Consider the following 24,932-nt stretch of genomic DNA (forward strand, 5'->3'; position numbering starts at 1 on the left):
GTGTGGAACGTACACAACGCGGGGTGCCGATGATCGTGTCCTATTCTCACATTCGCAAAAAGCTGGCATGCTGTTTTTCCCGCATTTGGCAGATGCTTGCCAGAGGACGTCCATGGCTGCTCGTTCCATCGCCTCGCTGTCGCTCGGCTTCGGCCTGGTGTCGATTCCCGTGAAGCTCTACTCCGCCACCGAAAGCGCGTCGGCCGTGCGCTTCAACCTGCTGTCGAAGGACGGCTCGCGGCTCAAGCAGCAGTACGTGTCCGAGAAGGACCAGTCGGTGGTGCCGCGCGCCGAGATGGTCAAGGGCTACGAGTTCGAGAAGGACCGCTACGTCATCTTCCAGCCCGAGGAACTCAAGGCGCTGGAGGAGGGTGGCAGCCACCTGATCGACATCGTGTCCTTCATTCCCGAGAAGGCGGTCGACCCGATCTTCTTCGACAAGACCTACTTCCTCGCGCCCGACAAGCGGGGCGGCAAGCCCTACAACCTGCTCAAGGCCGCCATGCAGGAAAGCGGCCGCTGCGCGCTGGCCCGCTGGGCCTGGAAGTCCAAGCAATACGTGGTGCAGGTGCGCGCCACCGACGACGGCCTGGTGCTGCAGCAGCTGCTCTTCTCCGACGAGGTGCGCTCGCAGAAGGACCTCGACATCGAACAGCTGCCGCCGCCCTCGGCTGCCGAACTCAAGCTCGCGCTCCAGCTCATCGAACAGATCTCGGCCGACGAATACGACCCGACCCTGTTCGAGGACGAGGAGAAGAAGCGCATCCTCGCAGCCATCGACGCCAAGATCGCCGGCGAGGAAGTGGTGGCCGTCGAGCATCCCGAAGACGCGCCCGGCGCGCAGGTCATCGACCTTACCGAGATGCTGCGCGCCAGCCTCGGCCGTGCCGCCAAGCCGGCTGCCAAGCCCGGCGCCAAGCAGCCGGCCGCTGCCGTCGAAAGCAAGGGCGCGAAGCGTGCCCCCCGGGTTGCCAAGGCGGCGGAAGACGCCCCACCGGCACGCGCGCGCATGAAGAAGTGACGAACGACGACGCTCCGCCACTCGAAAGCACGCACCCCTACACCCTGCGCGGCGTCCGGCAGATGCTGGGCCTGACGCGCCATGCCGTCTCCAAGCTGATCGAGCTGGGCTTCGTCGACCCGTCACGCGGCCCTGGCCGCGCCTGGCGCTTCTCGTTTCGCGACGTGGTGCTGCTGCGCTCGGCGCACGACCTGCGCGCGGCGCGGATCCCGACGCGGCAGATCCTGCGCACCCTTCGCCGCCTGCGCGACACGCTGCCGCCCGAGGCACCGGTGAACGGCCTGCGCATCACGGCGGTGGGCGACCGCATCATCGTGCGCGAGGAGCATGCCCAGTGGGAGCCCGACACCGGCCAGCTCGTGATGGACTTCAGCGTGGCTCCCGCGACCGGCTCTGTGAGCTTCATCGCGCAGCGCCCGGTGGAGCATGCCGCCGCGCCGGCCGACGACATCGATACGCTGTTCGAGGCGGCCGAAGATTTGGAGTCCTCCGACCCCGAGGCCGCGCTGCAGGCCTACCGCCGCATCCTCGCGCAAGACCCGGCCCATGCCCACGCCTACCTGAACCTCGGCTTCATGCTCTGCGAGGCCGGCCGCAGCGGCGAGGCGGTGGCGCTGTACGACGAGGGCATCGCGCACTGCGCCGACGATCCGCTCATGCACTACAACCGCGCCGTCGCGCTCGAAGACGTGGGCCGCGTCAGCGATGCACTCGCGGCCTACGAGGCCTGCCTGCGCCTGCAGCCCGACTTTGCCGACGCGCACCAGAACGCGGCCCTGCTCTATGCCCAAGCCGGGCAGAAGCAGATGGCCATCCGCCATTTCAGCGCCTTCCGGCGGCTGCAGCCACGGGGCTGACAGAGCGCCATGGCTCGCCCCGATCCGCTCGCGACCTACAAGTCCAGGCGCAACTTCGCGATCACGCCCGAGCCCGCCGAGGGCGGCCGGCCCGACGAGGCAGCGCGCCAGTTCGTGGTGCAGAAGCATTGGGCCAGCCGGCTGCACTACGACCTGCGGCTCGAACTCGACGGCGCCATGAAGAGCTGGGCCGTTCCGAAAGGCCCGAGCTACGACCGGCAGGTCAAGCGCATGGCCGTGCAGACCGAGGACCATCCCATCTCGTACAACAGCTTCGAAGGCACCATTCCGCCGAAGCAGTACGGCGCCGGCAAGGTGCAGGTGTGGGACAAGGGCACCTGGGCGCCGGTCGGCGACCCGCACCAGGGCTATGCCAAAGGCGACCTCAAGTTCGACCTGCACGGCTACAAGCTGCGCGGCCGCTGGGTGCTGGTGCGCATCAAGGACAAGAGCGGCAAGGGCAACAGCTGGCTGCTGATCAAGGAGCGCGACGCCTACGAACGGCCGTCCGCCGAGTTCAGCGTGGTCGACGAGTTTCCCGACAGCGTGGCCGGGCTGCCCATGCCCGAGCGCCAGGCCGCGCCCGGCCCCGCCAAGGCTCCGGCACCGGCGGCGAAGAAAACGACGCGCGCCGGCAAGCGCGGCATGCCCGAGGGCGCGACTGCTGCAGCGCTGCCCGCCAAGCTCGCGCCGCCGCTCGCCACGCTGGTCGACGGGCCGCCGGCCCAGCCCGGCGACTGGGTCTACGAGATCAAGTTCGACGGCTACCGCATGCTCGCGCGCGTCGATGCAGACGGAGTGAAGCTCATCACCCGCAACGGGCACGACTGGAGCGAGCGCATGCCGCACCTGGTCAAGGCCGTGGCGCGCCTGAAGCTCGCGCCCTGCTGGCTCGACGGCGAAGTCGTGGTGCTGGGCGAGGGCGGCCGCACCGACTTCCAGTCGCTGCAGAACGCCTTCGAAAGCAGCCGCACGCAGGACATCGAGTACTTCCTGTTCGACCTGCCGTACCACGACGGCCACGACCTGCGCGCCGTGCCGCTGATCGAGCGGCGCGAACTGCTGCGCGGCCTGCTCGCCAAGGCGCCCGAGGGCATCCACCTGAGCGAGGCCTTCGACGCCTCGCCGCGCGACATGCTGGCTTCGGCCTGCAGCATGGGCCTGGAAGGCATCATCGGCAAGCGCAAGGACAGCAGTTATTCGTCGCGTCGCTCGAAGGACTGGATCAAGCTCAAGTGCATCCGCCGGCAGGAGTTCGTGATCGGCGGCTACACCGAACCCAAGGGCTCGCGCCTGGGCATCGGCGCGCTGCTGCTCGGCGTGCATGACGAGCAGGGCGAGCTGGTCTACGCGGGCAAGGTCGGTACCGGCTTCGACGACCGCATGCTGCTCGACATGCACGCGCGCCTGCAGAAGATCGCGATCGACAAGCGCCCCTTCAAGGACAAGACCGAGGACGAGCGCCACGCCCACTGGGTCAAGCCCACGCTGGTCGCCGAGACCGCGTATTCCGAATGGACCACGGGCGGCCACATTCGCCACGGCGTGTTTCATGCCCTGCGCAACGACAAACCGCCCAAAGCCATCGTGCGAGAACAGGCGGTGCACCTGCCGGAGGCCGATGCGGCGCCGCCGGTCGCGCAGCGGGCGCTGCCGGCGAAGCTGAAGATCACGAACCCCGAGCGTGTGATCGATGCCAAGAGCGGCGTCACCAAGGTCGAGCTGGCGCGCTTCTACGGCCTTATCGCGCCACTGATGATGGAGCACCTGAAAGGCCGCCCCGTGTCGCTGGTGCGCGCGCCCAACGGCATCGCCGGCGAGCTCTTCTTTCAGAAGCATCTGGGCAAAGGCAGCATCGAGGGCATCCACGAACTCGACCCCGCCATCTGGCCCGGCCACGAGCAGATGATCGAAGTCGCCACGCCCGAGGGCCTGGTGTCGGCCGCGCAGATGAACGTGATCGAGTTCCACACCTGGAACGCGGTGAAGACCGCCACCGCCAAGCCCGACCGCATGACCTTCGACCTCGACCCCGGCGAAGGTGTCGGCTGGCCAGCTGTGCAGCAGGGCGCCGAACTCGTGCGCGTGTTCCTGCAGGAGCTGGGACTCGAATCCTTCTGCAAGACCAGTGGCGGCAAGGGCCTGCACGTGGTGGTGCCGCTGCGCAAGCACTACGGCTGGGACCCGGTGAAGGATTTCTCCGAGGCCATCGTGCAGCACCTGTCGCGCACGCTGCCGAAGATGTTCGTCGCCAAGAGCGGGCCGCGCAACCGCGTGGGGCGCATCTTCATCGACTACCTGCGCAACGGCTTCGGCGCCACCACCGTCTGCGCCTGGTCGGCGCGCGCGCGTCCGGGGCTGGGCGTATCGGTACCGGTCGACTGGGCCGAAGTGCAGCAGCTCACGAGCGGCGCGCAGTGGACCGTGCAGAACATCCACACGCGGCTCGATCGGGGCAACGACCCTTGGAAGGCCTATGCGAAGTCGGCACAGGGGCTGGCCGCGGCCATGAAGGTGCTCGGGTTCAAGGCGTGAAGCCTTCGGCGCGTCCTTCGACATCGATCTGACGGACATTCCGGAACTGTTGGCACGCTGGTGCCACCCAGTGTGATCGCTTCGACACCGACGTCGTGCGAATCAAACCTGAATGGATGCCTTGACTATGACGCCCGCCGAGTTTGCAAACCACCTGAAAGACATGGAGCGCTCATCGCAGTACGTGCGCTTCAAGAACGTCGACGACCCGTCGAGCGGCTCCACGCGGCGCGTGTTGGTCCTTGCCGGCGAAGAGCGGTACAGCGGGCCGTCCGCCGACGCGACGATGCGGCTCGACGTCGCGCTCGTCGAGGCCGCAAAGCAGGGCAGGCATGAAGAAGTGACGGCGCTGCTGGCGCATGGGGCGTCCGTCGGCTGCATGCTTGCGGATGGCACGGCGCTGACGTGGGCGGCGTCCAACGGGCATCAGGACGTGGTCCGGGCATTGCTGGCCGCAGGCGCCGTGGTCGACAAGCCCTTGTTGAACGGTGCGACGCCGCTGCTGCTCGCGATCGAAAATGGCCAAGTCGAGGTCGTGAAGGCCCTGTTGAATGCGAATGCCGAAGTTGACCTGCTCGGCGGCAATGGAACGACGACCCCTTTGACGACCGCCGTCGACTACGGGCACCTCGAGATCGCCCAGTTGCTGCTCCAGGCCAAGGCCGAGGTCGACTTGGCATTGCCGACCGGGGTCACGCCGATGATCCTCGCCGCCCAGCAGGGCCATCTGCCGTTGGTCGAGGCGCTGCTGGAAGCAAAAGCCGATGCCGACCTGGCGACGCCGAACGAAGGCGCGACCCCGTTGATCGTTGCGGCGCAGAACGGGCATGGCCTGGTGGTCGAAGCGCTGTTGAAGGCGGGCGCCGACGTCGGCTTGGCGGCCGCGAACGGGGCGACGCCGCTCATCATGGCGACGCTCTGCGGGCACTTGGACGTCGTCGATCGCCTGTTGGCGGCGAATGCCGATGTGGACCAGGCAAACGGTGGAGACACGCCGCTCTGCCTGGCCCTTCGCGCCAGGCATGTCGAGATTGCCCGAGCGCTGTTGCGCAAGGGCGCCGATTCTCAAAGGGCCGTTGCGGCGGGCTTCGCTCCGCTCGACATCGCGTCGATCACGGAAGGCGAGTAGCGAGCCGAAGGCGCGACGGACGTGGAGCGGCGCGTCCTAAGACCGCGCCTTCGTGGGAGGCGCATCGCGCCCATTGCTTGCCGGGTCGAGGATGCCGTCGTCGTCATCCGTGACGGGCACGCCGTAGTAGGTCCGGTCGGCGCGGCGCCATGCCGCTTCGGTCGCAGGGCGCGCTTCCGGCCATGCGAGGCTCGATGTTCCGCGGCGGGCCTCCCATTCCGCCGCCAAGGCGGGTTCGACGGCCGTGAAGTCGGCGTCGCGCTGCGCGCGGACCGACCAGCCCAGTTCGTAGGCGGGGCCGTAGTCGTCGTAAGGCCGGCCGGCATCGTAGTAGGCCTCCTTGCTGTAGTTCTCGCGCCAGTAGGCGTCTTCCATGGTCGGGTTGACGTTCTCCGCCGCGGCCTTGCCGCCCATGGCGCCCACCACGGCACCGGTCAGCAGCCCGGCCACCATGCCGGCCGGCCCGGCCAGCGCGCCGGCCGCAGCGCCTGCGATGGCTCCGCCCGCGGCGCCAAGGCCCGTGCCCACGGGGTGGGCGCCCGGCTCGTTGGTGATCGGGTCACGGTTCGGCGCGCCGTTGCCCAGTTGTCCGTCGTCTGTTGCCATGTCGGCTCCTTCGATGCCGCGCGCGGCGGCGATATTGAGGGCTCTTCGTCGAAGCGAGGTCGAAGAGAGAGGTGCAGATACGGTGATGGCGGGCGAACGCCAGGCGCGTCATCGCCGCCGGACGAGCGGTGTAGTCCTAAACCCAGAATCGACCATCGACGGCTGACGCGGCCGGCGCGGTGATTGCGCCATGCCCGGCCCTCTCGGTGCCCCGGCCTTCAGTGCCGATGCGCGCTGCCGCGCGCGCGGCGGTAGTGATCGCCGAGCGCGTCGCGCCCCCAATCGCCCTCGAAGTCGCGCCACACGTTGTGGATGTGGTTGCCGCCCGAGTTGTCCCACTCGATCAGGAAGCGCGCGCCTTGGATGCGCCAGTAGTGCGGCTGGCCGCGTTCGGTGGCGCCGGCCCATCCGAAGCGAATGCCGTCGAGGCCGCCTGCGCGCACGCGCTCCAATCGCTGCTGGGCCAAAGACGATTCAGCCACCGAGGCGAGCGACTCGACGATGCGCAGCAACAAGGCTTGCTGCGCCGCATCCATGCCGCTGAAGGCGATGCCGACCGGCGCCAGCGGCTCGAGCAGGGCCGCATTGCGCGTGACGATGTCGCCGAACGGCCGGTCGCTGAAGACGGCTTGTCTTCGCTGTGCCGCCGTGAGCGCATTCAGCAGCGCGAAGGCGCGGTCTTCCTCTTCGCCCAGCGCGCGCTCGCCTTTGCGCGGCCCACCCTGGGCGGCGATGTCGCGCGGCACCTGCGCCGGGTTCGCTCCCAGGAACTGCGGCAACGTCGCCACCACCTGACCATCGGCCAGCGTGAAGTGTAGCGACAGATGGTGGCCTTCGATGCGCCAGCCCCACGGCGCCTTGGCGTCCGGTGCGCCGAAGAATGCGAACGCGTAGTTCTCGGGATCGCGCGAGAAGCCGAAGGACTCGATCTCGCGCAGCGCGATCTCCAGCGCGATGATGGACTGCACCTTGACCAGCCCCGGCGCCGACAGCGCCGCTGCCAGCAGCGCCTGCGCCGCATCGCGCTGAGCCTTGTCCATGCTCTTGAACGCGATGCCGGGGCGGCTGCGCGGCGTGTAGTTCCAGTCGCCGCGCGCCTCCAGCGTGAGCGGTTGCAGCAACTGCGCTTGCTGCGGTGCCGGCGTCGCGTCCAGCAGCGCGCGCGCCGCGGTCGTCATGGCCTGCGCTGCGCGGCCCGTGTCTGCGGCAGCCAGGGGTGCCACGGCGAGCAGTGTCCAGCAGGTCATCCAGGCGGAGAGGGTGCGCAGCAGCATGGCGCCGATGCTGCAACGCGTGCCGAGCGGGAGTCCGAGAACAAACCCTGAATGGGCGTAGGAAGGCCCTGTTAGATTCCGTCACCGCCCGCCCTCGCTTGCCATGGAACTGCGCCAGCTCCTCTACTTCGTCCGCACTGTCGAACTCGGCAGCATGGGCCGTGCGGCCGTCGAACTGGAGCTGGTGCAGTCCGCGCTGAGCCAGCAGATCAGCCGGCTGGAGAGCGAGCTTTCCACGCGCCTGCTGCAGCGCACCGCCAAGGGCGCGGTGCCGACCGAGGCCGGCCTGGCCTTCTTCCGCGAGGCACAGCTGACTTTGCGGCATGCCGACCAGGCCGCGCGCGTGGCCAAGCAGGCCCGGCTCACAGGCACCGTCAGCGTCGGCCTGGCGCCGACCACCGCGGCGGTGCTGGCCATGCCCTTCATGCGCGCGATGCGCGAGCGCTACCCCGACGTGCGCCTGCACATGGTCGAAAGCCTGTCGGGGCACCTGGGCACCATGCTCAATGCGCGCCAGCTCGACCTGGCCATCCTGTTCAGCGCCGCGGGCTCGAGGCGCTGGAGCGTGATGCCGCTGCTCGAAGAAAAGCTGCTCGTGATTCGCGCGCGCCGTCACATGTCGGCCAGCGCGGCGGCGAGCACCCGCAGCATCAGCACCGCACGCCTGGCCAAGCTGCCGCTGATCCTGCCCACCGGCACGCACGGCCTGCGCAGCGTCATCGATGCCGCGTTCGTGCGCGAAGGTATCCAGCCGCATCTGGTGGCCGAAATCGATTCGCTTGCCATGCTCATGGACACGGTGGACGCCGGCTTCGGCGCCACCGTGCAGCCGGGTGCGGCGGTCGGCCGCTGGAGCGATGCGGCCGAGCGCTTCCACATGGCGCCACTGGCTGACCGGGAGGCCCTGCGGCGCAACGCCGTGTGCAGCCTGTCGGACGACGAGCTCTCGCCGGCCGCGCTTGCCGCGCGCATCGTGCTGGCGGACACGGCGAAAGCGCTGGTGCAGGCGGGCATCTGGCCCGGCGCCGTGCTGGCCGCCTGAGCACCTACTGCGAACGACTCGACCGAAGCCTTCACGATTCGTGAAGGGGCCATGCGGCACTGTGCCTGGGCACGCGGCGTAGCGCCGCCTACAGTGCCTGCACCCTCGATGAGACAAGACAAGAGAAGAGAACGCAGTGCATGAATCCCCTGACGTCCTGGTGATCGGCGGCGGCAATGCCGCGCTGTGCGCCGCGCTCATGGCGCGCGAAGCCGGGGCTTCCGTGCTGATGCTGGAGGCCTCGCCGAAGGCCTGGCGCGGCGGCAACTCGCAGCACGTGCGCAACCTGCGCTGCATGCACGACGCGCCGCAGGACGTGCTGGTCGACGCCTATCCGGAAGAGGAATACTGGCAGGACCTGCTGAAGGTGACCGGCGGCCTCACCGACGAGAAGCTCGCGCGCCTCGTGATCCGCGCCTCGTCGAACTGCCGCGACTGGATGCGCAGCCACGGCGTGCACTTCCAGCCGCCGCTGTCGGGCGCGCTGCACGTGGCCCGCACCAACGCCTTCTTCATGGGCGGCGGCAAGGCACTGGTCAATGCCTACTACCGCAGCGCCGCCCGGCTGGGTGTGGCGATTCGCTACGAGACGCCGGTGGTATCGATCGAACTCGACGGCGAGCGCTTCGTGGCGGCACGCACCGGGGCCGGCGAGCGCATCGAAGCCAGGAGCTGCGTTCTGGCCGCGGGCGGCTTCGAGTCCAACCGCGAATGGCTGCGGGAAGCCTGGGGCCGGAACGAGCGTGGCGAATGGCCCGCAGACAACTTTCTGATCCGCGGCACCCGCTTCAACACCGGGGTGCTGCTCAGGCACCTGATCGATGCCGGGGCCGACACGGTCGGCGACCCGTCGCAGTCGCACTGCGTGGCCATCGACGCGCGCGCGCCGCTCTACGACGGCGGCATCTGCACGCGCATCGACTGCGTGTCGCTCGGCGTGGTGGTCAATCGCGAGGCGCGGCGCTTCTACGACGAGGGCGAAGATTTCTGGCCCAAGCGCTACGCCATCTGGGGCCGGCTGGTCGCCATGCAGCCGGGACAGATCGCCTGGTCGGTGATCGACCGCAAGGCCGTGGGCCGATTCATGCCGCCGGTGTTTCCCGGCACGCAGGCCGACACGCTGCAGGAACTGGCGCGCCGGATCGGGCTCGACGAGGCGGTGTTCATGCAGACCATCGGCGACTACAACGCGGCCTGCCGCGTCGGCCGCTTCGACCACACCACGCTCGACGACTGCCGCACCGAAGGACTGGCGCCGGCCAAGACGCACTGGGCGCAGCCGCTCGACACCGCGCCTTTCTACGCCTATCCGCTGCGCCCTGGCATCACCTTCACCTACCTGGGCCTTCAGGTCGACGAAAGCGCCGCGGTTCGCTTCGGCCGCCGGCCGAGTCCCAACCTGTTCGTGGCTGGCGAAATGATGGCCGGCAACGTGCTGGGCAAGGGCTACACCGCAGGCGTGGGCATGAGCATCGGCACCGCCTTCGGCCGCATCGCGGGCACGCAGGCGGCGCGCAGTGCATCGACTCATCGACAGCCGCCGATCACGGAGACCACCCTTGCAGCAGCTCACTGACATCGTGGCGCGCGCGCGGGCCGATGCCGACGGCCTCGGTGCCGCCCAGGCGCGCGTCATCCCCATCCGGCCTGCGCTGCCGCTCACGGCCAGTGAGGAAGAGGTCGCGCGCATCCTGCAGATCTGCAATGCCTGCCGCTACTGCGAAGGCTTCTGCGCCGTATTCCCAGCGATGACGCGCCGTCTCGAATTCGGCAAGGCCGAGACGCACTACCTCGCCAACCTGTGCCACAACTGCGGGGCCTGCCTGCATGCTTGCCAGTACGCGCCGCCGCACGAGTTCGCCGTCAACGTGCCCAAGGCCATGGCGCAGGTGCGCATGCAGACCTATCACGACTACGCATGGCCCCGCGCGATGGGCGCGCTGTACCGCCGGGCGGGGCTCACCGTTGCGCTCGCGCTGGCGGCCGGGCTCGCGCTGTTCCTGGTGCTGGCCGTCGCGCTGTCGGGATCGCTGCTGCACGCGCCGCTGGCCGGCAACTTCTACGCGATCTTTCCGCACAACCTGCTGGCCAGCGTGTTCGGCGCCGTGTTCCTGTTCGTCGTCGTCGCCCTGGCCATGGGCGTGCGCCGGTTCTGGCGCGAGCTGGCACCGGTGCGCGAGGGCGGCCCCGCCACCGGTGCCGCGGCCGAGGCCACGCGCGACGTGCTGCGGCTGAAGTACCTCGACGGCGGCCACGGCGAGGGCTGCAACAACGAGGACGACCGCTTCTCGCTCTGGCGTCGGCGCTTCCACCACTTCACGTTCTACGGCTTCATGCTGTGCTTCGCGTCCACCAGTGTCGCGACGCTCTACCACTACCTGCTGGGGCTGCATGCGCCTTATGCGCTCACCAGCCTGCCGGTGCTGCTGGGCACGGCCGGCGGCATCGGCCTCGTGATCGGGCCGGTCGGGCTGCTGTGGCTGGGCCTGCGGCGCGACCCGGCCCACGGCGACCCGGCGCAGCGGCCGATGGACCGCGGCTTCATCGCCCTGCTGCTGCTGACCAGCCTCACAGGCCTCGCACTGCTGGCCTGGCGCGACACGGGCTTCATGGCGCTGCTGCTGGCGGTGCACCTGGGCGTGGTGATGGCGCTGTTCATCACCTTGCCCTACGGCAAGTTCGCGCACGGCGTCTTCCGGTCGGCGGCGCTGCTCAAGTTCGCCATCGAGAAGCGGCTGCCGAATCGCCTGCAGCTCGGCGCCGACTGAATCCATCCGAAGACGAGAAAGACCCTCCCCATGGCCACGCCCACCACCGGCACCCCTGACGGCAAGCTCCACATTCCCTCGATGAAAGGCCGCTGCTCCGATGCCGAGTGGCAGGCGCGCGTCGACCTGGCGGCCTGCTACCGGCTGATCGAGCACTACGGCATGGCCGACATGATGGCCAACCACATCACCTCGCGCGTGCCGGACGAGCAGGGCGCCTTCCTCATCAACGCCTACGGGATGATGTACGAGGAGATCACCGCCTCGAGCCTGATCAAGGTCGACCATTCGGGCGCCATCCTCTCCAAGCCGGACTTCGGCGCCTTGAACTACGGCGTCAACAAGGCCGGTTACGTGATCCACAGTGCCGTGCACGAGGCGCGGCCCGACGTGGACTGCGTGATCCATACGCACAGCTGGGCCTCGATGGCGGTGTCGTCGCTCGACTGCGGCCTGCTGCCGCTGACGCAGACCGCGATGCGCTTCCTGAAGATCGGCTACCACGAGTACCAGGGCGTGGTGCTCGACACCGAAGAGCAGGCCTCGCTGATCGCCGACCTGGGCCAGGGCGAGGCGCTGATGCTGCGCAACCACGGCGCGCTGGTGGTCGGCCGCAGTGTCGGCGAGGCCTTCAACTGGATGCACCGGCTCGAACTGGCCTGCCGTGCGCAGATCGGCGCCATGTCGTGCAACAGCCCGCTGCGCCCGGTGCCGCAGCCGGTGCTCGAAGAGACCTGGAACAACTACCAGCCGGGCACCCGCAGGCCTTACGGGCTGATGGAGTGGCCGGCACTGCTGCGAAAGCTCGATCGCCTGGATGCGAGCTACCGCGACTGAGGCCTGCGCCACCCACCCGGCATCCGACACGAAACCCGAGCAGAACAAGGAGACAACGCGATGACGACGTTCCAGCAAGACCTTTCCATGCCCACGCAGCCGGACCGGCGCCGCCTGCTGTGCGCCGCGGCCGCTGCGGCCTGCGGCGCCGCCATGCCGGCACTGGCGCAAGCACAGGCGCAGGCCTATCCATCCAAGCCGGTGCGCGTGGTGGTCGCCTTCACCGCCGGCGGCACCACCGACATCCTGGCGCGCGCAGTCACGCAGCAACTGTCGGAGCGCCTCAGGCAGCCCTTCGTCATCGACAACAAGCCTGGCGGCGGCGGCAACATCGGCACCGAGAGCGTGGTGCGCGCGGCACCCGACGGCTACACGCTGATCGTCAACTCGGTCGGGCCCATGGCCGTGAACCAGACGCTGTACAAGAACCTTTCCTACGATCCGCTGAAGGACCTGGTGCCCGTCGTACAGATCGCCGACGTGCCCAACGTGCTGGTCGTGAATCCCTCGGTGCCGGTCAAGACCTTCGAGGAGTTCATCGACCATGCCAAGAAGAACCCCGGCAAGCTCAGCTACGGCTCTACAGGCGTCGGCACCTCGTCGCACCTCTCGAGCTACATGCTGAGCCAGCGCATCGGCGCCGACACGCTGCACGTGCCCTACAAGGGCGCCAATGCGCTCAACGACCTGCTGGCCGGGCGCCTGCAGTTCATGTTCGCGACCATCCCGTCCGTGATCCAGCACATCCGCGCCGGCAAGCTGCGTGCGCTCGCGGTGTCGAGCCTCGGCCCCTCGCGCTCGTTGCCGGGCGTGCCCACGGTGGCCGAGAAGGGCTTCCCCGGGCTTTTCGGCCGGCTCCTGGTTCGGCTTCTTCGCACCCAAGGGCACGCCGGAATCCGTCATCGCGGCGCTCAACAAGAACGTCAACGAGATCCTGCCCTCGCTCGAGGAGCAGATGGTGCGAGAGGGTGCCGACCCCGTCGGCGGCACGCCCGCGCAGTTCGCCCAATTCACGCAGAAGGAGTACGAGAAGTGGAAAGTGATCGTGCGCGACTCGGGCGCGACGCCGGAGTGACGCTGCAGTGAGCGCGCCGTTGCGCATCCTGCTGTCGACGCGTGCGCGCGGGCAGCTTGGGGCGGCCATCGCCGGGGTGCTGGGTGGCCGTGCCCACGTGTTCGTCGAGGCCGGCCCCGGGGTGGATGCCGATGTCGCTTTCGTCTCGCGCGACGTCACGGGCCTGTCGACCAAGCACACGGTGCTGCCCGACACGCAGCGCTTCTACGACGCGCTGCTGGGCGCGCCCAGTCTGCACTGGGTCCACGTGCATTCCGCAGGCGCCGACCGGCCGGTGTTCGTCGAGCTGCTGCGCCGTGGCGTGGCGCTCAGCACGTCCTCGGGTGCCAACGCCGCCATCGTGGCGCAGACGGCGCTGGCCGGGCTGCTCGCACTGGCCCGGGGTTTTCCGCAACTCATGGCCGCGCAGCGCGAGCGCCGCTGGGCGCCGCTGATCGGTGGCGAACAGCCGCGCGACCTGGCCGGGCAGACGGCCATCGTCGTCGGCTGGGGGCCGATTGGACAGCAGCTCGGCGCGATGCTCGGTGCGCTGGGATTGAAGCTCGTGGTGGTGCGCAGCAGTGCCGCGCCCGCGGGCCCGGGCATCGAGACCGTCGCCTTCGAAGCGCTGGCCACGGTTCTGCCGCGCGCAGACTGGCTGCTGCTCGCCTGCCCGTTGAGCGACCGGACGCGACAGCTCGTCGATGCACGGGCGCTGGCCCTGCTGCCGCCCGGCGCCCGGTTCGTCAACGTGGCGCGCGGCGAGTGCGTCGACGAGCCCGCATTGATCGCAGCGCTGCAGTCAGGGTGCCTCGCCGGCGCGTTTCTCGACGTGTTCGCGCACGAGCCGCTGGCTGCCGATTCGCCGCTGTGGGCCATGCCCAACGTCATCGCGACGCCGCACAGCGCGGGCTTTTCAGACGGCAACGCGGCGCGCGTGGCGCGCATGTTCCTCGACAACCTCGACGCCTGGCAGGCCGGCCGGCCATTGCATCTGCAGGTGCCGCGGCGCGACGCGCACGGTTGAAGCAAGGGCTCGTGCCGCGCCTTCACGCCTCGCGCACGAAGGTGCCTTGCTTCTCGTGGTCGTAGTACTCCAGCGTCACGCGGTCGCCCGCGAAGCTCGCCTTCGACACGGTGCCCGGCGCGGCGTTTTCGTTGGAGAGCGCGAAGGTGAATGTATCGCCGTCCCAGTGTGTCAAGGGCAGGCGTAGCGGCGCCGGTCCCAGCAGCAACGCCAGCGCGCTCGATGGGTCGCTCGCTTGCCGCACCACCTGCAGCGGGCCGTGGTATGCGTTGCGGTAGCTGCCGACGTACGCCGACAGGTCGCGCGGCGGCGCAGGCTGCGCGGGGCGCGCCGCGCCGACCAGCGAGCCCTCGGGTGCGGACATCGCCGCGAACGGCGGCCCGAAGATCTGCGTCCAGTCGCGTTGCACCGCGCCGAATTGCACCAGGTCGAAGAACTGCTGGCCCAGGATTTCCGGCACGCCCACCGGCGTTGCGTTCGTCAGCGCCACGATGCCGATGCCCGTTGCGGGGACGACCATGAAGGCGGTGCCCGCGCCCAGCAGGAAGGCGCCGGAATGGCTGAACGAGGGCAGCCCGGCCGTGCTGGTGCCCACGTTGAAGCCGTAGCCGTAGTGGCCCGCGGGCCGCTCGCCGCTGGCCGGCGAGGTCTGCGCCTGGGGCGACACCGCAGGCTGCAAGGCGGCCGCGTCGACGATGCGCCGGCCCTGGAACATGCCCTGGCCCAGCATCATCGACAGCCAGCGCGCCACGTCGTTCACCGACGAGCTGACGCTCGCGGCCGGCGCCTGCGCGTCGGGCATGCGCACAGGCCCCGGCACGTAGGCACTGCCGCTCTTGACGTGCCCGACCACGCGGTTGCTCCTGGCTTCGAAGTCCGTGAAGCGCGAACTCGTGCGGCTCATGCCCAGCGGTGCGTAGATGGCCTGCTCGGACAACGTCGCCCAATCGGTGCCCGAGGCCGACGCCACGGCCACGCCCGCCGCGGTCAGGCCGAAGTTGGTGTAGTGGTATGACCCGCGAAAGGCATCGAGCGGCAGATGGCGCAGGCGCTCCAGCACCTGCCGCTGGTCGAAGCCCATGTCCTCCAGGCGATCGCCCGCGTGGTCCGGCAGGCCGGAGCGGTGCGCGTACAGGTCGCCGATGGTGAGCCGCGGATTCACGGCCGGGTCGGACAGCTCGAACCACGGCAGCAGTTGACGCACAGCCGTGTCCCAGCCGACGATGCCCATGCCGACCTGCCGCGCGACGACCGTCGCGCCGATCGATTTCGACACCGACGCCAGTTGGAACACCGTGTCGGCATCGACCGGCGCATTCGTGCCGGCCACTCGCGTGCCGTAGCCTTTGGCATGCACCGCGCGGTCGCCGCGCACCACGGCGACCGCCATGCCGGGCACGCCCGTGTCCTTCATGAGCGTGGCCACCAGGCCATCGAGCTGGGCCAAGGCATTCTGGATCTTCGCCTCGTCGGCGGATGTGGCCAGCCCAGCGCCGCGCGTGCTGCCTCCGCCGCCACAGCTTGAGAGTCCCAGGAGTCCGCATGCCGCGAGGCCACCGCCGACCACGACGGTGCGCCGCCCTTGCTTCCATGTCGTGTTCATGCCGATTCCATGTCGATCTCCGCGGCGCGCGCGCCTGCAGGGCGCAGGCATCACGGGCGTGGGCCGCTTGTACTCCTCGCCCCCTCCATGCGCAATCGGGCAGCCGGCCGGTTCGCGAAGATGCCGGCTGCACCTGCCGAATGGCCTATTCAGCCGGCGGCGCGATCCTGCTATTTTTCGCGGCAGCCGACACGGCGCACGAGGTCATCGATGCCCAATCTGATCGTGGCGCCCGTGGGGCACTACCTGGATACCGACCATCCGTTTCCACTCTCCGACTACAACTGGCAGTTGCTGGCCGAGGGCGACTCGTGGTTCTCGCTGACCTCCGAGCAACTCGACAACCATAGCCTGTTGCCTCGCCTGCAGTTCCCGTCGAATGCCGCGGCCATCAACTGCGCGGAGCCGGGCGACATCGCGGGCCGCATGTTCACCCGCAACCCCCGCTTCAAGGGGCTGCTGCAGGAGCGATGGTGGGCGGGCATCCTGATCTCGGCGTCGGGCAACGACCTGATCGACGTGGTCGGCATCACGCCCGTCGATCCGGCCACGGGCCGACTGCGACCGCTCGCGCAACGCATCCTGCGCACGGCCGACGAGGTGGCGCATTCCACCGACGCCTACGACTACGTCAGCGTAGACGGCTTCAACGCGCTGGCCGGCTATCTGCTGTGGTGGTTCGCCTCGCTGGTGGATTGGTGCGATGGTGGCAATAGCCGTGGGCGACCGATCTTCATCCACACCTATTCCGCGCCGGTGCCGCGGCCTGCCGGCGTGGCGCTGGCGCCGCAAGGCTGGCTCTACCCGGCCTTGCAGGCCTATGCGGTGCCGCGCGAACTGCACCGCGGCGTGGCCGATATCGTGTTCGGCAAGCTGCGCGCCTTTCTGCTGGGCCTGGACACCGACGCGCCGAGCCCGTACCGGTTGCCGAGCTTCCACGTCTTCGACTCCGCCGCGATCCACCTCGACCCGGCCGACCCCGATGCCACGGGCCCCAGCGGAGATTGGATCAACGAGATCCACCTGACGACGGCCGGCGCGGACAAGCTCGCGCTTCCGTTTTCGCTGTTCATCGACAAGCGCTTCAGCCGCTACGCCATGCCGGGGGTGACATGATGAGGCGCGAAGCGTTGTCGCGTCGCGACCTGTGCCGCAGGGCCGGCGCCGCGGCGCTCGCACCCTGGCTCGCCTCGTGCGGCGGAGGCGGCTCGGACCATTCGGGCGCATTCGTCGTGCCCGCCACGCAGGCTTCGCGCGAAACCGGCTACGCCAAGGCGGTCGACGACGTGTTCGCCACCTATCACCCACCGGGCGTCCTCGCAGGCGTGCGCGTGGCCGGCGAGGCGCCGTGGATGCGGGCCTTTGGGCTGGCCGACGTCGCGCGCGCCACGCCCATGTCGTTGAACAGCAGCTTCCCCGTGCGCAGCGTTACCAAGTCCTTCACCGTGACGCTGTTCCTGCAGCTCGTGCAGTCTGGCCAGCTCGGGCTCGACGACAAGGTCGGGCGCTACATCGCCGGCGTGCCCAATGGCAACCTGATCGGCCTGGCCGACCTGGCGGGCAACCAGAGCGGGCTCGCGGACTACTCGATGCAGCCGGGCTTCTTCGAGATCTTCATCGCCGACACGCTGCACGTGTGGACGCCGCAGGAACTCGTGGCCTTCTCCTTCGCCGTGAAGCCGCCGTTCCTTCCCGGCGAGCAGTACCAGTACAGCAATACGAACACGGTCTTGCTCGGCATGGTGATCGAGGCCGTGACCGGCCAGCCGCTGGGTGACGCGCTGGCCGCGCGCATCTTCAAGCCGCTCGGGTTGGGCGGCACGCTCTATCCATCGTCGGCCACATTGCCGCCGCCGACGCCCACACCGTACGGCGTCGACGTCGCCACCGGCGTCGCCGACGACCAGCCCCTGATCAGCCCGACCTCGCTCGCGGGCTCCGGCGCCATCGCTTCGACGCTGACAGATCTGCTCGCATGGGGCGATGCTTTGGGCCGCGGCACGCTGCTCGCGACGCCGCTCCAGGATATTCGCAAGGCACGCGCACGAACCGTCACCAACGGCCCCGAGTACGACCGCTACGGTTTGGGGATCGGGCAGATCGGCAACTGGTGGGGCCACACCGGCAGCGGCGTGGGGTTCCAGATCGCGACCATGTATCTGGCGTCGCGTGACGCGACGATCTCGGTGATGGTGAGCGCGACGCCGGAAGGTGCGCGGCGTGATTTGAATCTGGCGCAGGAGTTGTTCGAGGCGCTGGCGGCGGTGGTCGAATCAGGCTGAGGCCACCGTGCCTGCCAGGAAACGTTCGAACGCTGCCGCCGTCTCGTGGGCCGCCTCCACCGAGCCGATTCCGCGGTGCGTCGCCCGCTCTGCGTTCGGCATCAGCGCAAGCACGCCTTCGAGGTACTCGAACAGCATGTCGTCGGCAGCGCAGGCGACGAGCGTCGGCACCCGCACCAGCGGCAGGCGCGCCTTCTTGTCATAGGCCAGCGCCGCGCGATAGGGCATGTGGAAGGTGCGCGCGGCCTTCAACACCTCGACCACCTTGTCGTGCAGCGTGTCCGCATCGGGCAGCCCGCCAGGGCGGCGGTGCGCGGCGTCCTTGCGGTACCACGGCCAGAACAGGTAGGCGTCTCGCACGAAGCTCCAGACCTGGTGCAGCTGGCGGCCGTCGTGATCGATGCTCACGCGCGGCAGGTAGCACGACAGCAGCTCGGACTGCTCCTCTTCGTCGTAGAGGCCGATGCCGTCGAGGATCAGCGAGCGCACGCGCGCCGGGTGGCGAATGGCGAGCTCGCAGGCGATATTGGCGCCGGTGTGCGTGCCGTACAGGTCGAAGCGTTCGATGCCCAGGGCGTCGAGCGCGCGGCGGTGGGCCTCGGCGAAGTAGGGCACGTCGAGCGGCGCGTCGGCCGGTGCGGCCGAGTCGCCGTTGCCCAGCGTATCGGGCGCGAGCACGTGCCGCGTTCGGCCGAGCACGCGCAACAACGGCTCCAGCGTCTTCGACGACCCGGGCGACGCGTGCAGCAGCACCAGCGGCGCTTCGCCTGGCGCGGGCGTACCGGCCTCGCGGTAGTGCACCTGGCCTTCGTCCACCTCGACGAAGCCGCGGCGTACCTTCACTGTTGCATCCTTCACAGGCTTATTCCTCACAGCCCCATCTCCCGCGCGATCAGGTTGCGCTGCAGCTCGCTGCTGCCCTCGCCGAAGGTGTAGAGCCCGGCATCGCGCCACATGCGCTGCATGTCGCTTTCCATCGCATAGCCGGCACTGGCCATCACCTGCATGCCGCTGCGCGTGACGAACTGGAAGGCCTCGGTCGCCACCAGCTTGGCCTGCGCCGCTTCGAGTCGGCAGGGTCGGCCCGTGGCGATGAGCCACGCCAGGTGGTACAGCGCCAGTCGCGCCTGGTTCACGCGAACCTGCATGTCGGCCAACTTGTGCTGCACGGCCTGGAAAGAGCTGATGGCCTGGCCGAACTGCCGGCGCTCCTTCGCATGGGCCACGGCCAGGTCGACGGCGCGCTGAGCCTGGCCCACCGCGTTGGCGGCCTGGCCGGCGCGGCTGTAGTGCAGCGTGGACATCGCGTGCCGGAAGCCCTGGCCCACTTCGCCCATCACGGCGTCGTCGCCGACCTCGACCTCGTCGAAGCCGATGTCGTAGGAGGGCATGCAGTGGTGCCCGACCTTGTCGAGCCCCGTCATCGTGATGCCGGGCGTGCCGCGCGGCACCAGCAGCATGGTCACGCCCTTCGAACCCTGGCTGCCCGCTTCGGTGCGGCAGGCGACGACCAGGTAGTCGGCTGCGTCGGCATTGCTGATCCAGGTCTTGCGGCCCTGGATGCGCCAGCCGCTTTCGGTGCGCCGTGCATGGGTGGTGATCGCACCGGCGTCGGTGCCGGCGGCCGATTCGGTCAGCGCCAACGCGAAGCGCGCGCGGCCTTCCATGAGCCGCGGCAAGAGCGTGCGCTTCTGTTCTCCGGAGCCGTAGTTGAGCAGGGACATGCCGCCGAAGGACACCGTGGTGCCGAACAGCGTCGCCGCGATGCCGGCGTGATAGGCCAGCCGTTCGTTGACCAGCGCCGCGCTGCGCCAGTCCTTGCCGAGCCCGCCCACCGCTTCGGGAAAGGGCAGTGCCAGCAGGCCCAGCTCGCCCATGCGCGGCAGCAGGTGCCAGGGTGTCTGGTGCGCGAGGTCGGCCTGGCGGTAGGCCTCGGGCGGGAACTCGCGCGCCATCATGCGGTCGATGGCGTCGAGCAGCGCGCGGTCTTCCTCGGGGATTTCGAAGTCGATCATCTGGGTTGCAGGGCGAAGGGGGCTACAGCGGATCGAGCCGTGCGGCCAGCTCTGCTTTCACGACCTTGCCCAGCGAGGTGCGCGGCAGCTCGTCGACGAAGAAGATCTCGCGCGGCACCTTGTACGGCGCCAGCGCCTCGCGGCACACCGCGACCAGTTCGGCGGCCTCGACGCTGCCCTTGCGCAGTACGAAGGCGGCCACCTCTTCGTTGAACTCGCGCGAGGGCCAGCCGACCACGGCCGCTTCGAGCACCGCCGGGTGAGCCGCGAGCGTGGCTTCGACCTCCTGCGGATAGATGTTGATGCCGCCGCGAATGATCATGTCCTTCGAGCGGCCCTTGAGGAACAGGTAGCCGTCCTCGTCGAGCGCACCCAGGTCGCCGGGGTAGAACCAGCCGTCGTGAAAGGCCTCCGCACTCGCTTCGGGGTCGCCGTGGAAGCCTTCGGCGACCGATGCGCTGCGGTAGCGGATGCGGCCCGTCGTGCCTGCGGGCACCGGCTGGTGTGCGTCGTCCACCACCGACACTTCGACGCCGAAGGCCGGACGCCCGACCGAATCGCCGTGGTGCCGTTGATCTTCCGGCGTCAGCACCGAGACGCCGCCGCCTTCGGTCGAGGCGTAGTACTCGACGAAGTTGGGACAGACGGTGTCGCGGATCTGCTGGCGCTCCTCGCGCGTGAGCGCCGAGCCCGAGGAGATCAGCGACTTGAGCCCTTGCAGCGGCGCCAGCGTGGCCGCATCACAGGCCAGCAGGCGGCGCAGCAGCGTCGGCACCAGGAAAAGCAGGCTGCCGTTGGTGCGGCCGATCTCGGCGGCCAGTTCTTCCGGCGTGTAGGGCGGTGGGCAGAGCACCACCGTGCCGCCGGCGTAGAGGGTCGAGAGCGTGAAGGTTCGTCCACCGCCGAAGTAGAGCGGCGTCGCGTTCACGTAGCGCTCGCGGCTGCCGAAGCCCAAATCGGCCCACTGTGTGTAGAAGCGGCTGATCAATCGCTGGTGCGACAGCATCGGGCCCTTGGGCCGGCCGGTGGTGCCGGAGGACAGCGACATCACCAGGCCTCGGTCGCCGTCGGGAAAGGGCAGCGTCGGCTCGGCGCGTTGCACTTCGTCGAGCCATCGGCCATCGATCTGGATGCAGCGAACGCCGTCGAAGTCCGCGCCGGGCTCCACCATCACCAGCGCCGCACCGAAGTGCTCGGCCACGCGCAGCTTCTCGAAAGTCTTCCAACGGCAGTCCACCGGCAGCAGCACACCGCCCGCGCGCGCCACGGCGTAGAGCATCAGCACGTGCTCGATCGAATCGAGCAGCGCGATGCCGACCACCGCGCCGGCCTTCAGGCCCTGACGCTGCAGCCAGCCGGCGCGAAGCGTGATCTCTGCGTCGAACGTGCGGAAGTCCAGCACGCGCTCGCCGTGAACCAGCGCCGGTTGCGTCGGCCGCTGACGGCCGTGCAGCGCGATCTGGTCGGCGATGTTGGCGACACGCGCGCTCACTTCGAGCCGTCCGGCGCCAGGCCGTAGATGCGCAGCACGTTGTCGCGCAGCAGCTTGCGCTTGGGCTCGGGGCGCAGGCCCAGCGCCTCGATCTCGGCGCGCGTGCGTTCGAAGTCGAGCACCGGGAAGTCGGTGCCGAAGATCACCTTGTCCTGGCCGAACGTGTTGATGTAGTTCACGAAGGCCGCAGGCCAGTACTTGGGGCTGTGGGCGTCGGTGCCGATGTACACGTTGGGATGCTTCCAGGCCATGGCGATCATCTCGTCGGTCCATGGAATGCCGACGTGGATGCCGATCAGCTTGAGCTCGGGGAAGTCGCAGGCCACCGCGTCGAGCGCGATCGGCCGGCCCACGCTGCGCAGGCGGTGGTTGGGGTCGTACAGCATCGACTGGCCCACCTGCAGTTGCACCGGCACGTCGAGCTCCACGCACTTGGCGTAGAACGGATACCAGCGCGCATGGTCAGGCGCCAGCTCGAACCAATGCGGGTAGAAATGCGCGCCGATGAAGCCGTATTCCTTCACGCCTTTTTCGAGCAGGCGCACGCCGTCCATGCCTTCGGTCGGGTCGAGCCCGGCCAGGCCGTGGAAGCGGTCGGGGTGCCGGTTGACCGCCTCGGCCACCATTTCGTAGGGGATGTGGTAACTCGCCCGGTGCTGGCGCGGGCCGTTCTTCGCGGCGATCAGGAAAGAGCGTTCGATGCCCGCGGCGTCCATGCGGCGCAGCATGTCTTCGTGCGTGAGGCCCTGCAGCGTCTGGTCGCTCACCTTCATCTTGCCGCCGTAGAAGGCATCGCGATCGGGGCGGATCGCGCGGACCTCGGGCGTCCAGATGTTGACGACCGCATCGATCGCCTGGATGTCGTGGCTCATGTCTTCCTTGTCACTCTTTGATGTTGGCGGCCTTTACGGCCGCGGCCCAGCGCGGAAGCTCGGCCTTGATCATGGCGGCGTAGGCCTCGGGCGTAGTCGGCTCGGGCTCCATGCCGCCTTCCTTCAGGCGCGCGATCACGTCAGGCTGCTTGAGGATCTCGGTCACTTCGTGATTGAGCTTCTTGATGATCTCGGGCGGCGTGTTGGCCGGTGCCATCAGGCCGTACCAGCCGTTCACCTCGAAGCCCGGCAGGGTCTCGGCCACGGCCGGCACCTGTGGCAGCACGCTCGAGCGCTTGCGCGTGCTCACGGCCAGCGGCCGCAGCTTGCCCTCTTGGATGAGGCCCAGCGCGCCGCTCAGATTGACGAAGGCCGAGGTGATCTGCCCGCCCAGGATGTCGGTCTGAATCGCTGCCGAGCCGCGATAGGGCACGTGGATCATGTCGACGTTGGCCGCCTGCGCGAGCATCGAGCCGGCCAGGTGCGTGTTGCTGCCGATGCCCACCGAGCCGTACGACACCTTGCCCGGATTGGCCTTGGCATAAGCGGTGAGTTCGGCCAGCGTCTTCGCCGGAAAGTCGCCGCGCACCACCAGCACCGCGGGGCCGGAAGCGATCAGCGAGATCGGCATGAAGTCCTTGACCGGGTCGTAGGGCGGCTTGGGCGGCAGCGAGGGCGCGATCGCGATCGGGTTGAGGTGCGAGTAGAAGAGCGTGTAGCCGTCGGGCTTGGCGCGCGCGACGAAGGTGGCGCCTATCGTGCCGTTGGCGCCGGACTTGTTGTCGATCACGAAGGACTGGCCGAGCCGCGCGCCCAACTGCTGCGCGACGGGGCGAATGATCGCGTCAGACGGGCCGCCGGCGGCCCAGGGGTTGACGATGGTGACGGGCCGGTTGGGGTAGTCGTCCGCGGCGATGGCGGTGCCGGCACCTGCGGCGAGCAGCACGCCGGCGATGGCCCACGTGAACGGTGGGCGCGAAGCGAGTTTCAGCAATGACACGTTGTCGCTTTCGTTCAAAAGGCGGCAGGGAGTTCCCGGCCGCGCAAGCTTGCTGTACGATTCAGTCTATTCATCTAGCGAATAAACAAATCGCTCTGTGAATTGATTGTGCGGTGCACCGTGCCGTGGGTCAAGCCCTGATCCGCGGGCGTTGCACCGTGAGAAGACAGAGGCAAGATGAAGAGCAAGACCCTCCCCGCCCGCACCGGCAGTGCGTCCAGGGCTTCGAAAGATGCAACGGATGCAAAGGACGCCAAGGACTCGACGGAGTCCAAGGACCCGACCTTCGTCACCGCGCTCGCCCGCGGGCTCGACGTGCTGCGCTGCTTCACGGCCGAGCGCCTCGACCTCGGCACCAGCGAGATCGCGCGCCTCACCGGTCTGCCGCAACCGACCGTGTGGCGCCTGTGCAAGACGTTGTCGCAGCTGGGCTACCTGGTGCCGGGCCACACGCCCGACCGCCTGCGCGTGGGCGCCGGCGTGCTGATGCTGGGCCACGCCGCCATCACGCACACGGGCATCGCGCACGTCGCATTGCCGCTGATGCGCCAGGTCGCCGACGAGTTCGGCATCTCGGTGTCGCTGGCCGAGCGCTACGGCATGGGCATGGTGGTGCTGCAGCGCATCGAGGCGCCGAGCATTCTGCGTCTCAACATGCACGTCGGTTCGGCACTGGAGATCGGTGATTCATCGCTCGGCTGGGCCTGGCTGGCAGCGCAGTCGCCCGAGGCGCGCGCACCCGTGCTGAAGGAGATGCGCAAGCACTACGGCACCGGCTGGCCGCAGGTGTCGCGCAACGTCGAGCAGGCGCTCGAGGAGTACGCGAAGCACGGCTTCGTCTGCAACTTCGCTAAATCGCACCGGGACGTCAACGCGATCGGCGTGCCCGTCATCGCGCCGGACCGGCGGCGTGTGATGTCGTTGACCTGCGGCGGGGCGAAGTCGTCGTTGACGACGGAGAAGCTGAAGACTCAGGTGGCGCCTGCGATGCGGGTGCTGGCGGAGCGGATCGCGCCGATGCTGGGGCAGGGTGGGGACATCGGTTGATGTGCAAATCTGAGTGATGGTCGCGTTCGGGCGGTGGCGGTGATTTGGTGAAGAAACTGCGGCTATCATCCGCGCCCATCAAGAACAACAACCCCGACTGATCGATCGCGGCGGGGAGGAATCATGGACTCATTCGTTGCCGCATTCGGCCGGCGATTGCGCGTGCGCGCCTCTTTCATCGTCACCAGACTTCTCGCCGATACGGCGTCGGTTTGCAGGCGCATTGCTCACGCTGCGCTGCTGATCAGCGTCCTGCTTTCCCAATGGCTGGCCGTCCTGCCAGCCCACGCCGAGATCGGCCCTGTCACCGAATCCGAATCCAGGCGGTGCGGCTTCAGCAACTACTCGATGCCGATGGACTGCTCCAGCTACGAGTCGGTCTTCGCCGGCGTGGACGCCATGTGCAAGTGGTGGCAGGACATGGAGGCCTACCTTGCGTATTCCGACTCCGGCGCCAACAACGGCGGCCTT

The 24,932-nt window shown here is 68.7% G+C and carries 21 protein-coding genes and 1 pseudogene; 14 read left to right on the plus strand and 8 right to left on the minus strand.

Going from position 1 to position 24,932, the window contains the following annotated elements:
* Positions 1-112 precede the first annotated feature (112 nt).
* From B0W80_RS08405 to B0W80_RS08420, 4 genes are all read left to right on the plus strand, one after another.
* Positions 113-1,021: a Ku protein gene (locus B0W80_RS08405; protein ID WP_076998674.1), complete on the plus strand. Its 909-nt coding sequence runs from the start codon at positions 113-115 to the stop codon at positions 1,019-1,021.
* Positions 1,018-1,878, plus strand: a complete 861-nt coding sequence (locus B0W80_RS08410) for a tetratricopeptide repeat protein (RefSeq protein WP_083745255.1) — start codon at positions 1,018-1,020, stop codon at positions 1,876-1,878. The genes B0W80_RS08405 and B0W80_RS08410 overlap by 4 nt, the downstream gene beginning before the upstream one ends.
* A gap of 9 nt (positions 1,879-1,887) precedes the next feature.
* A complete protein-coding gene (gene ligD / locus B0W80_RS08415) occupies positions 1,888-4,413 on the plus strand; it encodes a DNA ligase D (protein ID WP_076998675.1) in 2,526 nt (841 codons plus the stop codon).
* Between the two features lie 127 nt (positions 4,414-4,540).
* The gene (locus tag B0W80_RS08420; RefSeq protein ID WP_076998676.1) at positions 4,541-5,542 is read left to right on the plus strand and encodes an ankyrin repeat domain-containing protein; all 1,002 of its coding nucleotides are present in this window, start codon (positions 4,541-4,543) and stop codon (positions 5,540-5,542) included.
* Between the two features lie 36 nt (positions 5,543-5,578).
* On the opposite strand, the gene B0W80_RS08425 is transcribed toward B0W80_RS08420, so the two are convergent.
* Together B0W80_RS08425 and B0W80_RS08430 are read right to left on the minus strand one after the other, a co-directional pair.
* The gene (locus tag B0W80_RS08425) at positions 5,579-6,148 is read right to left on the minus strand and encodes a hypothetical protein (RefSeq protein WP_076998677.1); all 570 of its coding nucleotides are present in this window, start codon (positions 6,146-6,148) and stop codon (positions 5,579-5,581) included.
* Between the two features lie 218 nt (positions 6,149-6,366).
* Positions 6,367-7,422 carry a DUF3500 domain-containing protein gene (locus tag B0W80_RS08430; protein ID WP_083745257.1) on the minus strand — a complete coding sequence of 352 codons (1,056 nt, stop codon included), beginning with the start codon at positions 7,420-7,422 and terminating at the stop codon, positions 6,367-6,369.
* A 103-nt stretch (positions 7,423-7,525) separates the two neighbouring features.
* On the opposite strand from B0W80_RS08430, the gene B0W80_RS08435 reads away from it, so the two are divergent.
* The 6 genes and pseudogenes from B0W80_RS08435 to B0W80_RS08460 all read left to right on the plus strand — a co-directional run bounded on the left by B0W80_RS08435 (position 7,526) and on the right by B0W80_RS08460 (position 14,150).
* Complete coding sequence (locus B0W80_RS08435) at positions 7,526-8,464, plus strand: LysR family transcriptional regulator (protein WP_076998678.1); 939 nt, start codon at positions 7,526-7,528, stop codon at positions 8,462-8,464.
* A gap of 136 nt (positions 8,465-8,600) precedes the next feature.
* A complete protein-coding gene (tcuA, locus tag B0W80_RS08440; protein ID WP_076998679.1) occupies positions 8,601-10,040 on the plus strand; it encodes an FAD-dependent tricarballylate dehydrogenase TcuA in 1,440 nt (479 codons plus the stop codon).
* The gene (gene tcuB / locus B0W80_RS08445) at positions 10,024-11,232 is read left to right on the plus strand and encodes a tricarballylate utilization 4Fe-4S protein TcuB (protein WP_076998680.1); all 1,209 of its coding nucleotides are present in this window, start codon (positions 10,024-10,026) and stop codon (positions 11,230-11,232) included. Before tcuA ends, tcuB begins: the two co-directional genes overlap by 17 nt.
* A 30-nt stretch (positions 11,233-11,262) precedes the next feature.
* Positions 11,263-12,069, plus strand: a complete 807-nt coding sequence (locus B0W80_RS08450) for a class II aldolase/adducin family protein (protein ID WP_076998681.1) — start codon at positions 11,263-11,265, stop codon at positions 12,067-12,069.
* Positions 12,070-12,156: 87 nt separating this feature from the next.
* Positions 12,157-13,144 (plus strand): annotated as a pseudogene (locus tag B0W80_RS08455) (Bug family tripartite tricarboxylate transporter substrate binding protein).
* A gap of 7 nt (positions 13,145-13,151) precedes the next feature.
* On the plus strand, positions 13,152-14,150 hold the full coding sequence (locus B0W80_RS08460) for a D-2-hydroxyacid dehydrogenase (RefSeq protein ID WP_076998682.1): 999 nt from the start codon (positions 13,152-13,154) through the stop codon (positions 14,148-14,150).
* A 22-nt stretch (positions 14,151-14,172) separates the two neighbouring features.
* Here the strand turns inward: B0W80_RS08460 and B0W80_RS08465 are convergent, their stop codons facing one another.
* Positions 14,173-15,753, minus strand: a complete 1,581-nt coding sequence (locus tag B0W80_RS08465) for a serine hydrolase (RefSeq protein WP_076998683.1) — start codon at positions 15,751-15,753, stop codon at positions 14,173-14,175.
* Between the two features lie 210 nt (positions 15,754-15,963).
* Here B0W80_RS08465 and B0W80_RS08470 point away from each other — a divergent pair, with 210 nt between their 5' ends.
* Positions 15,964-16,869 (plus strand): hypothetical protein, encoded by a 906-nt coding sequence (locus B0W80_RS08470; protein WP_076998684.1) that lies wholly within the window; start codon positions 15,964-15,966, stop codon positions 16,867-16,869.
* Positions 16,866-18,035, plus strand: coding sequence for a serine hydrolase (locus B0W80_RS08475; RefSeq protein ID WP_076998685.1), 1,170 nt, complete (start codon positions 16,866-16,868; stop codon positions 18,033-18,035). Before B0W80_RS08470 ends, B0W80_RS08475 begins: the two co-directional genes overlap by 4 nt.
* On the opposite strand, the gene B0W80_RS08480 is transcribed toward B0W80_RS08475, so the two are convergent.
* From B0W80_RS08480 to B0W80_RS08500, 5 genes are read right to left on the minus strand one after another with little or no spacing between them, the layout of a single operon-like run.
* A complete protein-coding gene (locus B0W80_RS08480; protein WP_076998686.1) occupies positions 18,027-18,878 on the minus strand; it encodes an alpha/beta fold hydrolase in 852 nt (283 codons plus the stop codon). The two genes, B0W80_RS08475 and B0W80_RS08480, sit on opposite strands and share 9 nt — an antisense overlap.
* A 26-nt stretch (positions 18,879-18,904) precedes the next feature.
* On the minus strand, positions 18,905-20,050 hold the full coding sequence (locus tag B0W80_RS08485) for an acyl-CoA dehydrogenase family protein (RefSeq protein WP_083745259.1): 1,146 nt from the start codon (positions 20,048-20,050) through the stop codon (positions 18,905-18,907).
* Positions 20,051-20,072: 22 nt separating this feature from the next.
* Positions 20,073-21,542 (minus strand): class I adenylate-forming enzyme family protein, encoded by a 1,470-nt coding sequence (locus tag B0W80_RS08490; protein WP_076998687.1) that lies wholly within the window; start codon positions 21,540-21,542, stop codon positions 20,073-20,075.
* On the minus strand, positions 21,539-22,414 hold the full coding sequence (locus tag B0W80_RS08495) for an amidohydrolase family protein (RefSeq protein ID WP_076998688.1): 876 nt from the start codon (positions 22,412-22,414) through the stop codon (positions 21,539-21,541). Before B0W80_RS08495 ends, B0W80_RS08490 begins: the two co-directional genes overlap by 4 nt.
* A 10-nt stretch (positions 22,415-22,424) precedes the next feature.
* On the minus strand, positions 22,425-23,414 hold the full coding sequence (locus B0W80_RS08500) for a tripartite tricarboxylate transporter substrate binding protein (RefSeq protein WP_179106860.1): 990 nt from the start codon (positions 23,412-23,414) through the stop codon (positions 22,425-22,427).
* Between the two features lie 177 nt (positions 23,415-23,591).
* On the opposite strand from B0W80_RS08500, the gene B0W80_RS08505 reads away from it, so the two are divergent.
* Positions 23,592-24,461, plus strand: coding sequence for an IclR family transcriptional regulator (locus tag B0W80_RS08505; RefSeq protein WP_076998689.1), 870 nt, complete (start codon positions 23,592-23,594; stop codon positions 24,459-24,461).
* Positions 24,462-24,623: 162 nt separating this feature from the next.
* The coding region (locus B0W80_RS08510) for a hypothetical protein (protein ID WP_143684531.1) at positions 24,624-24,932 on the plus strand (309 nt) is incomplete at its 3' end.

Origin of the sequence: Variovorax sp. KK3 (genome assembly GCF_001984055.1) — a bacterium.
Taxonomy (GTDB): domain Bacteria; phylum Pseudomonadota; class Gammaproteobacteria; order Burkholderiales; family Burkholderiaceae_C; genus Variovorax.

Coding starts and splice junctions, on each gene's coding strand:
- B0W80_RS08405 (WP_076998674.1), top strand. CDS start 113: ATGGCTGCTCGTTCCATCGCCTCGCTGTCGCTCGGCTTCGGCCTGGTG.
- ligD (WP_076998675.1), top strand. CDS start 1,888: ATGGCTCGCCCCGATCCGCTCGCGACCTACAAGTCCAGGCGCAACTTC.
- B0W80_RS08420 (WP_076998676.1), top strand. CDS start 4,541: ATGACGCCCGCCGAGTTTGCAAACCACCTGAAAGACATGGAGCGCTCA.
- B0W80_RS08425 (WP_076998677.1), bottom strand. CDS start 6,148: ATGGCAACAGACGACGGACAACTGGGCAACGGCGCGCCGAACCGTGAC.
- B0W80_RS08430 (WP_083745257.1), bottom strand. CDS start 7,422: ATGCTGCTGCGCACCCTCTCCGCCTGGATGACCTGCTGGACACTGCTC.
- B0W80_RS08435 (WP_076998678.1), top strand. CDS start 7,526: ATGGAACTGCGCCAGCTCCTCTACTTCGTCCGCACTGTCGAACTCGGC.
- B0W80_RS08450 (WP_076998681.1), top strand. CDS start 11,263: ATGGCCACGCCCACCACCGGCACCCCTGACGGCAAGCTCCACATTCCC.
- B0W80_RS08465 (WP_076998683.1), bottom strand. CDS start 15,753: ATGAACACGACATGGAAGCAAGGGCGGCGCACCGTCGTGGTCGGCGGT.
- B0W80_RS08470 (WP_076998684.1), top strand. CDS start 15,964: ATGCCCAATCTGATCGTGGCGCCCGTGGGGCACTACCTGGATACCGAC.
- B0W80_RS08475 (WP_076998685.1), top strand. CDS start 16,866: ATGATGAGGCGCGAAGCGTTGTCGCGTCGCGACCTGTGCCGCAGGGCC.
- B0W80_RS08485 (WP_083745259.1), bottom strand. CDS start 20,050: ATGATCGACTTCGAAATCCCCGAGGAAGACCGCGCGCTGCTCGACGCC.
- B0W80_RS08495 (WP_076998688.1), bottom strand. CDS start 22,414: ATGAGCCACGACATCCAGGCGATCGATGCGGTCGTCAACATCTGGACG.
- B0W80_RS08505 (WP_076998689.1), top strand. CDS start 23,592: ATGAAGAGCAAGACCCTCCCCGCCCGCACCGGCAGTGCGTCCAGGGCT.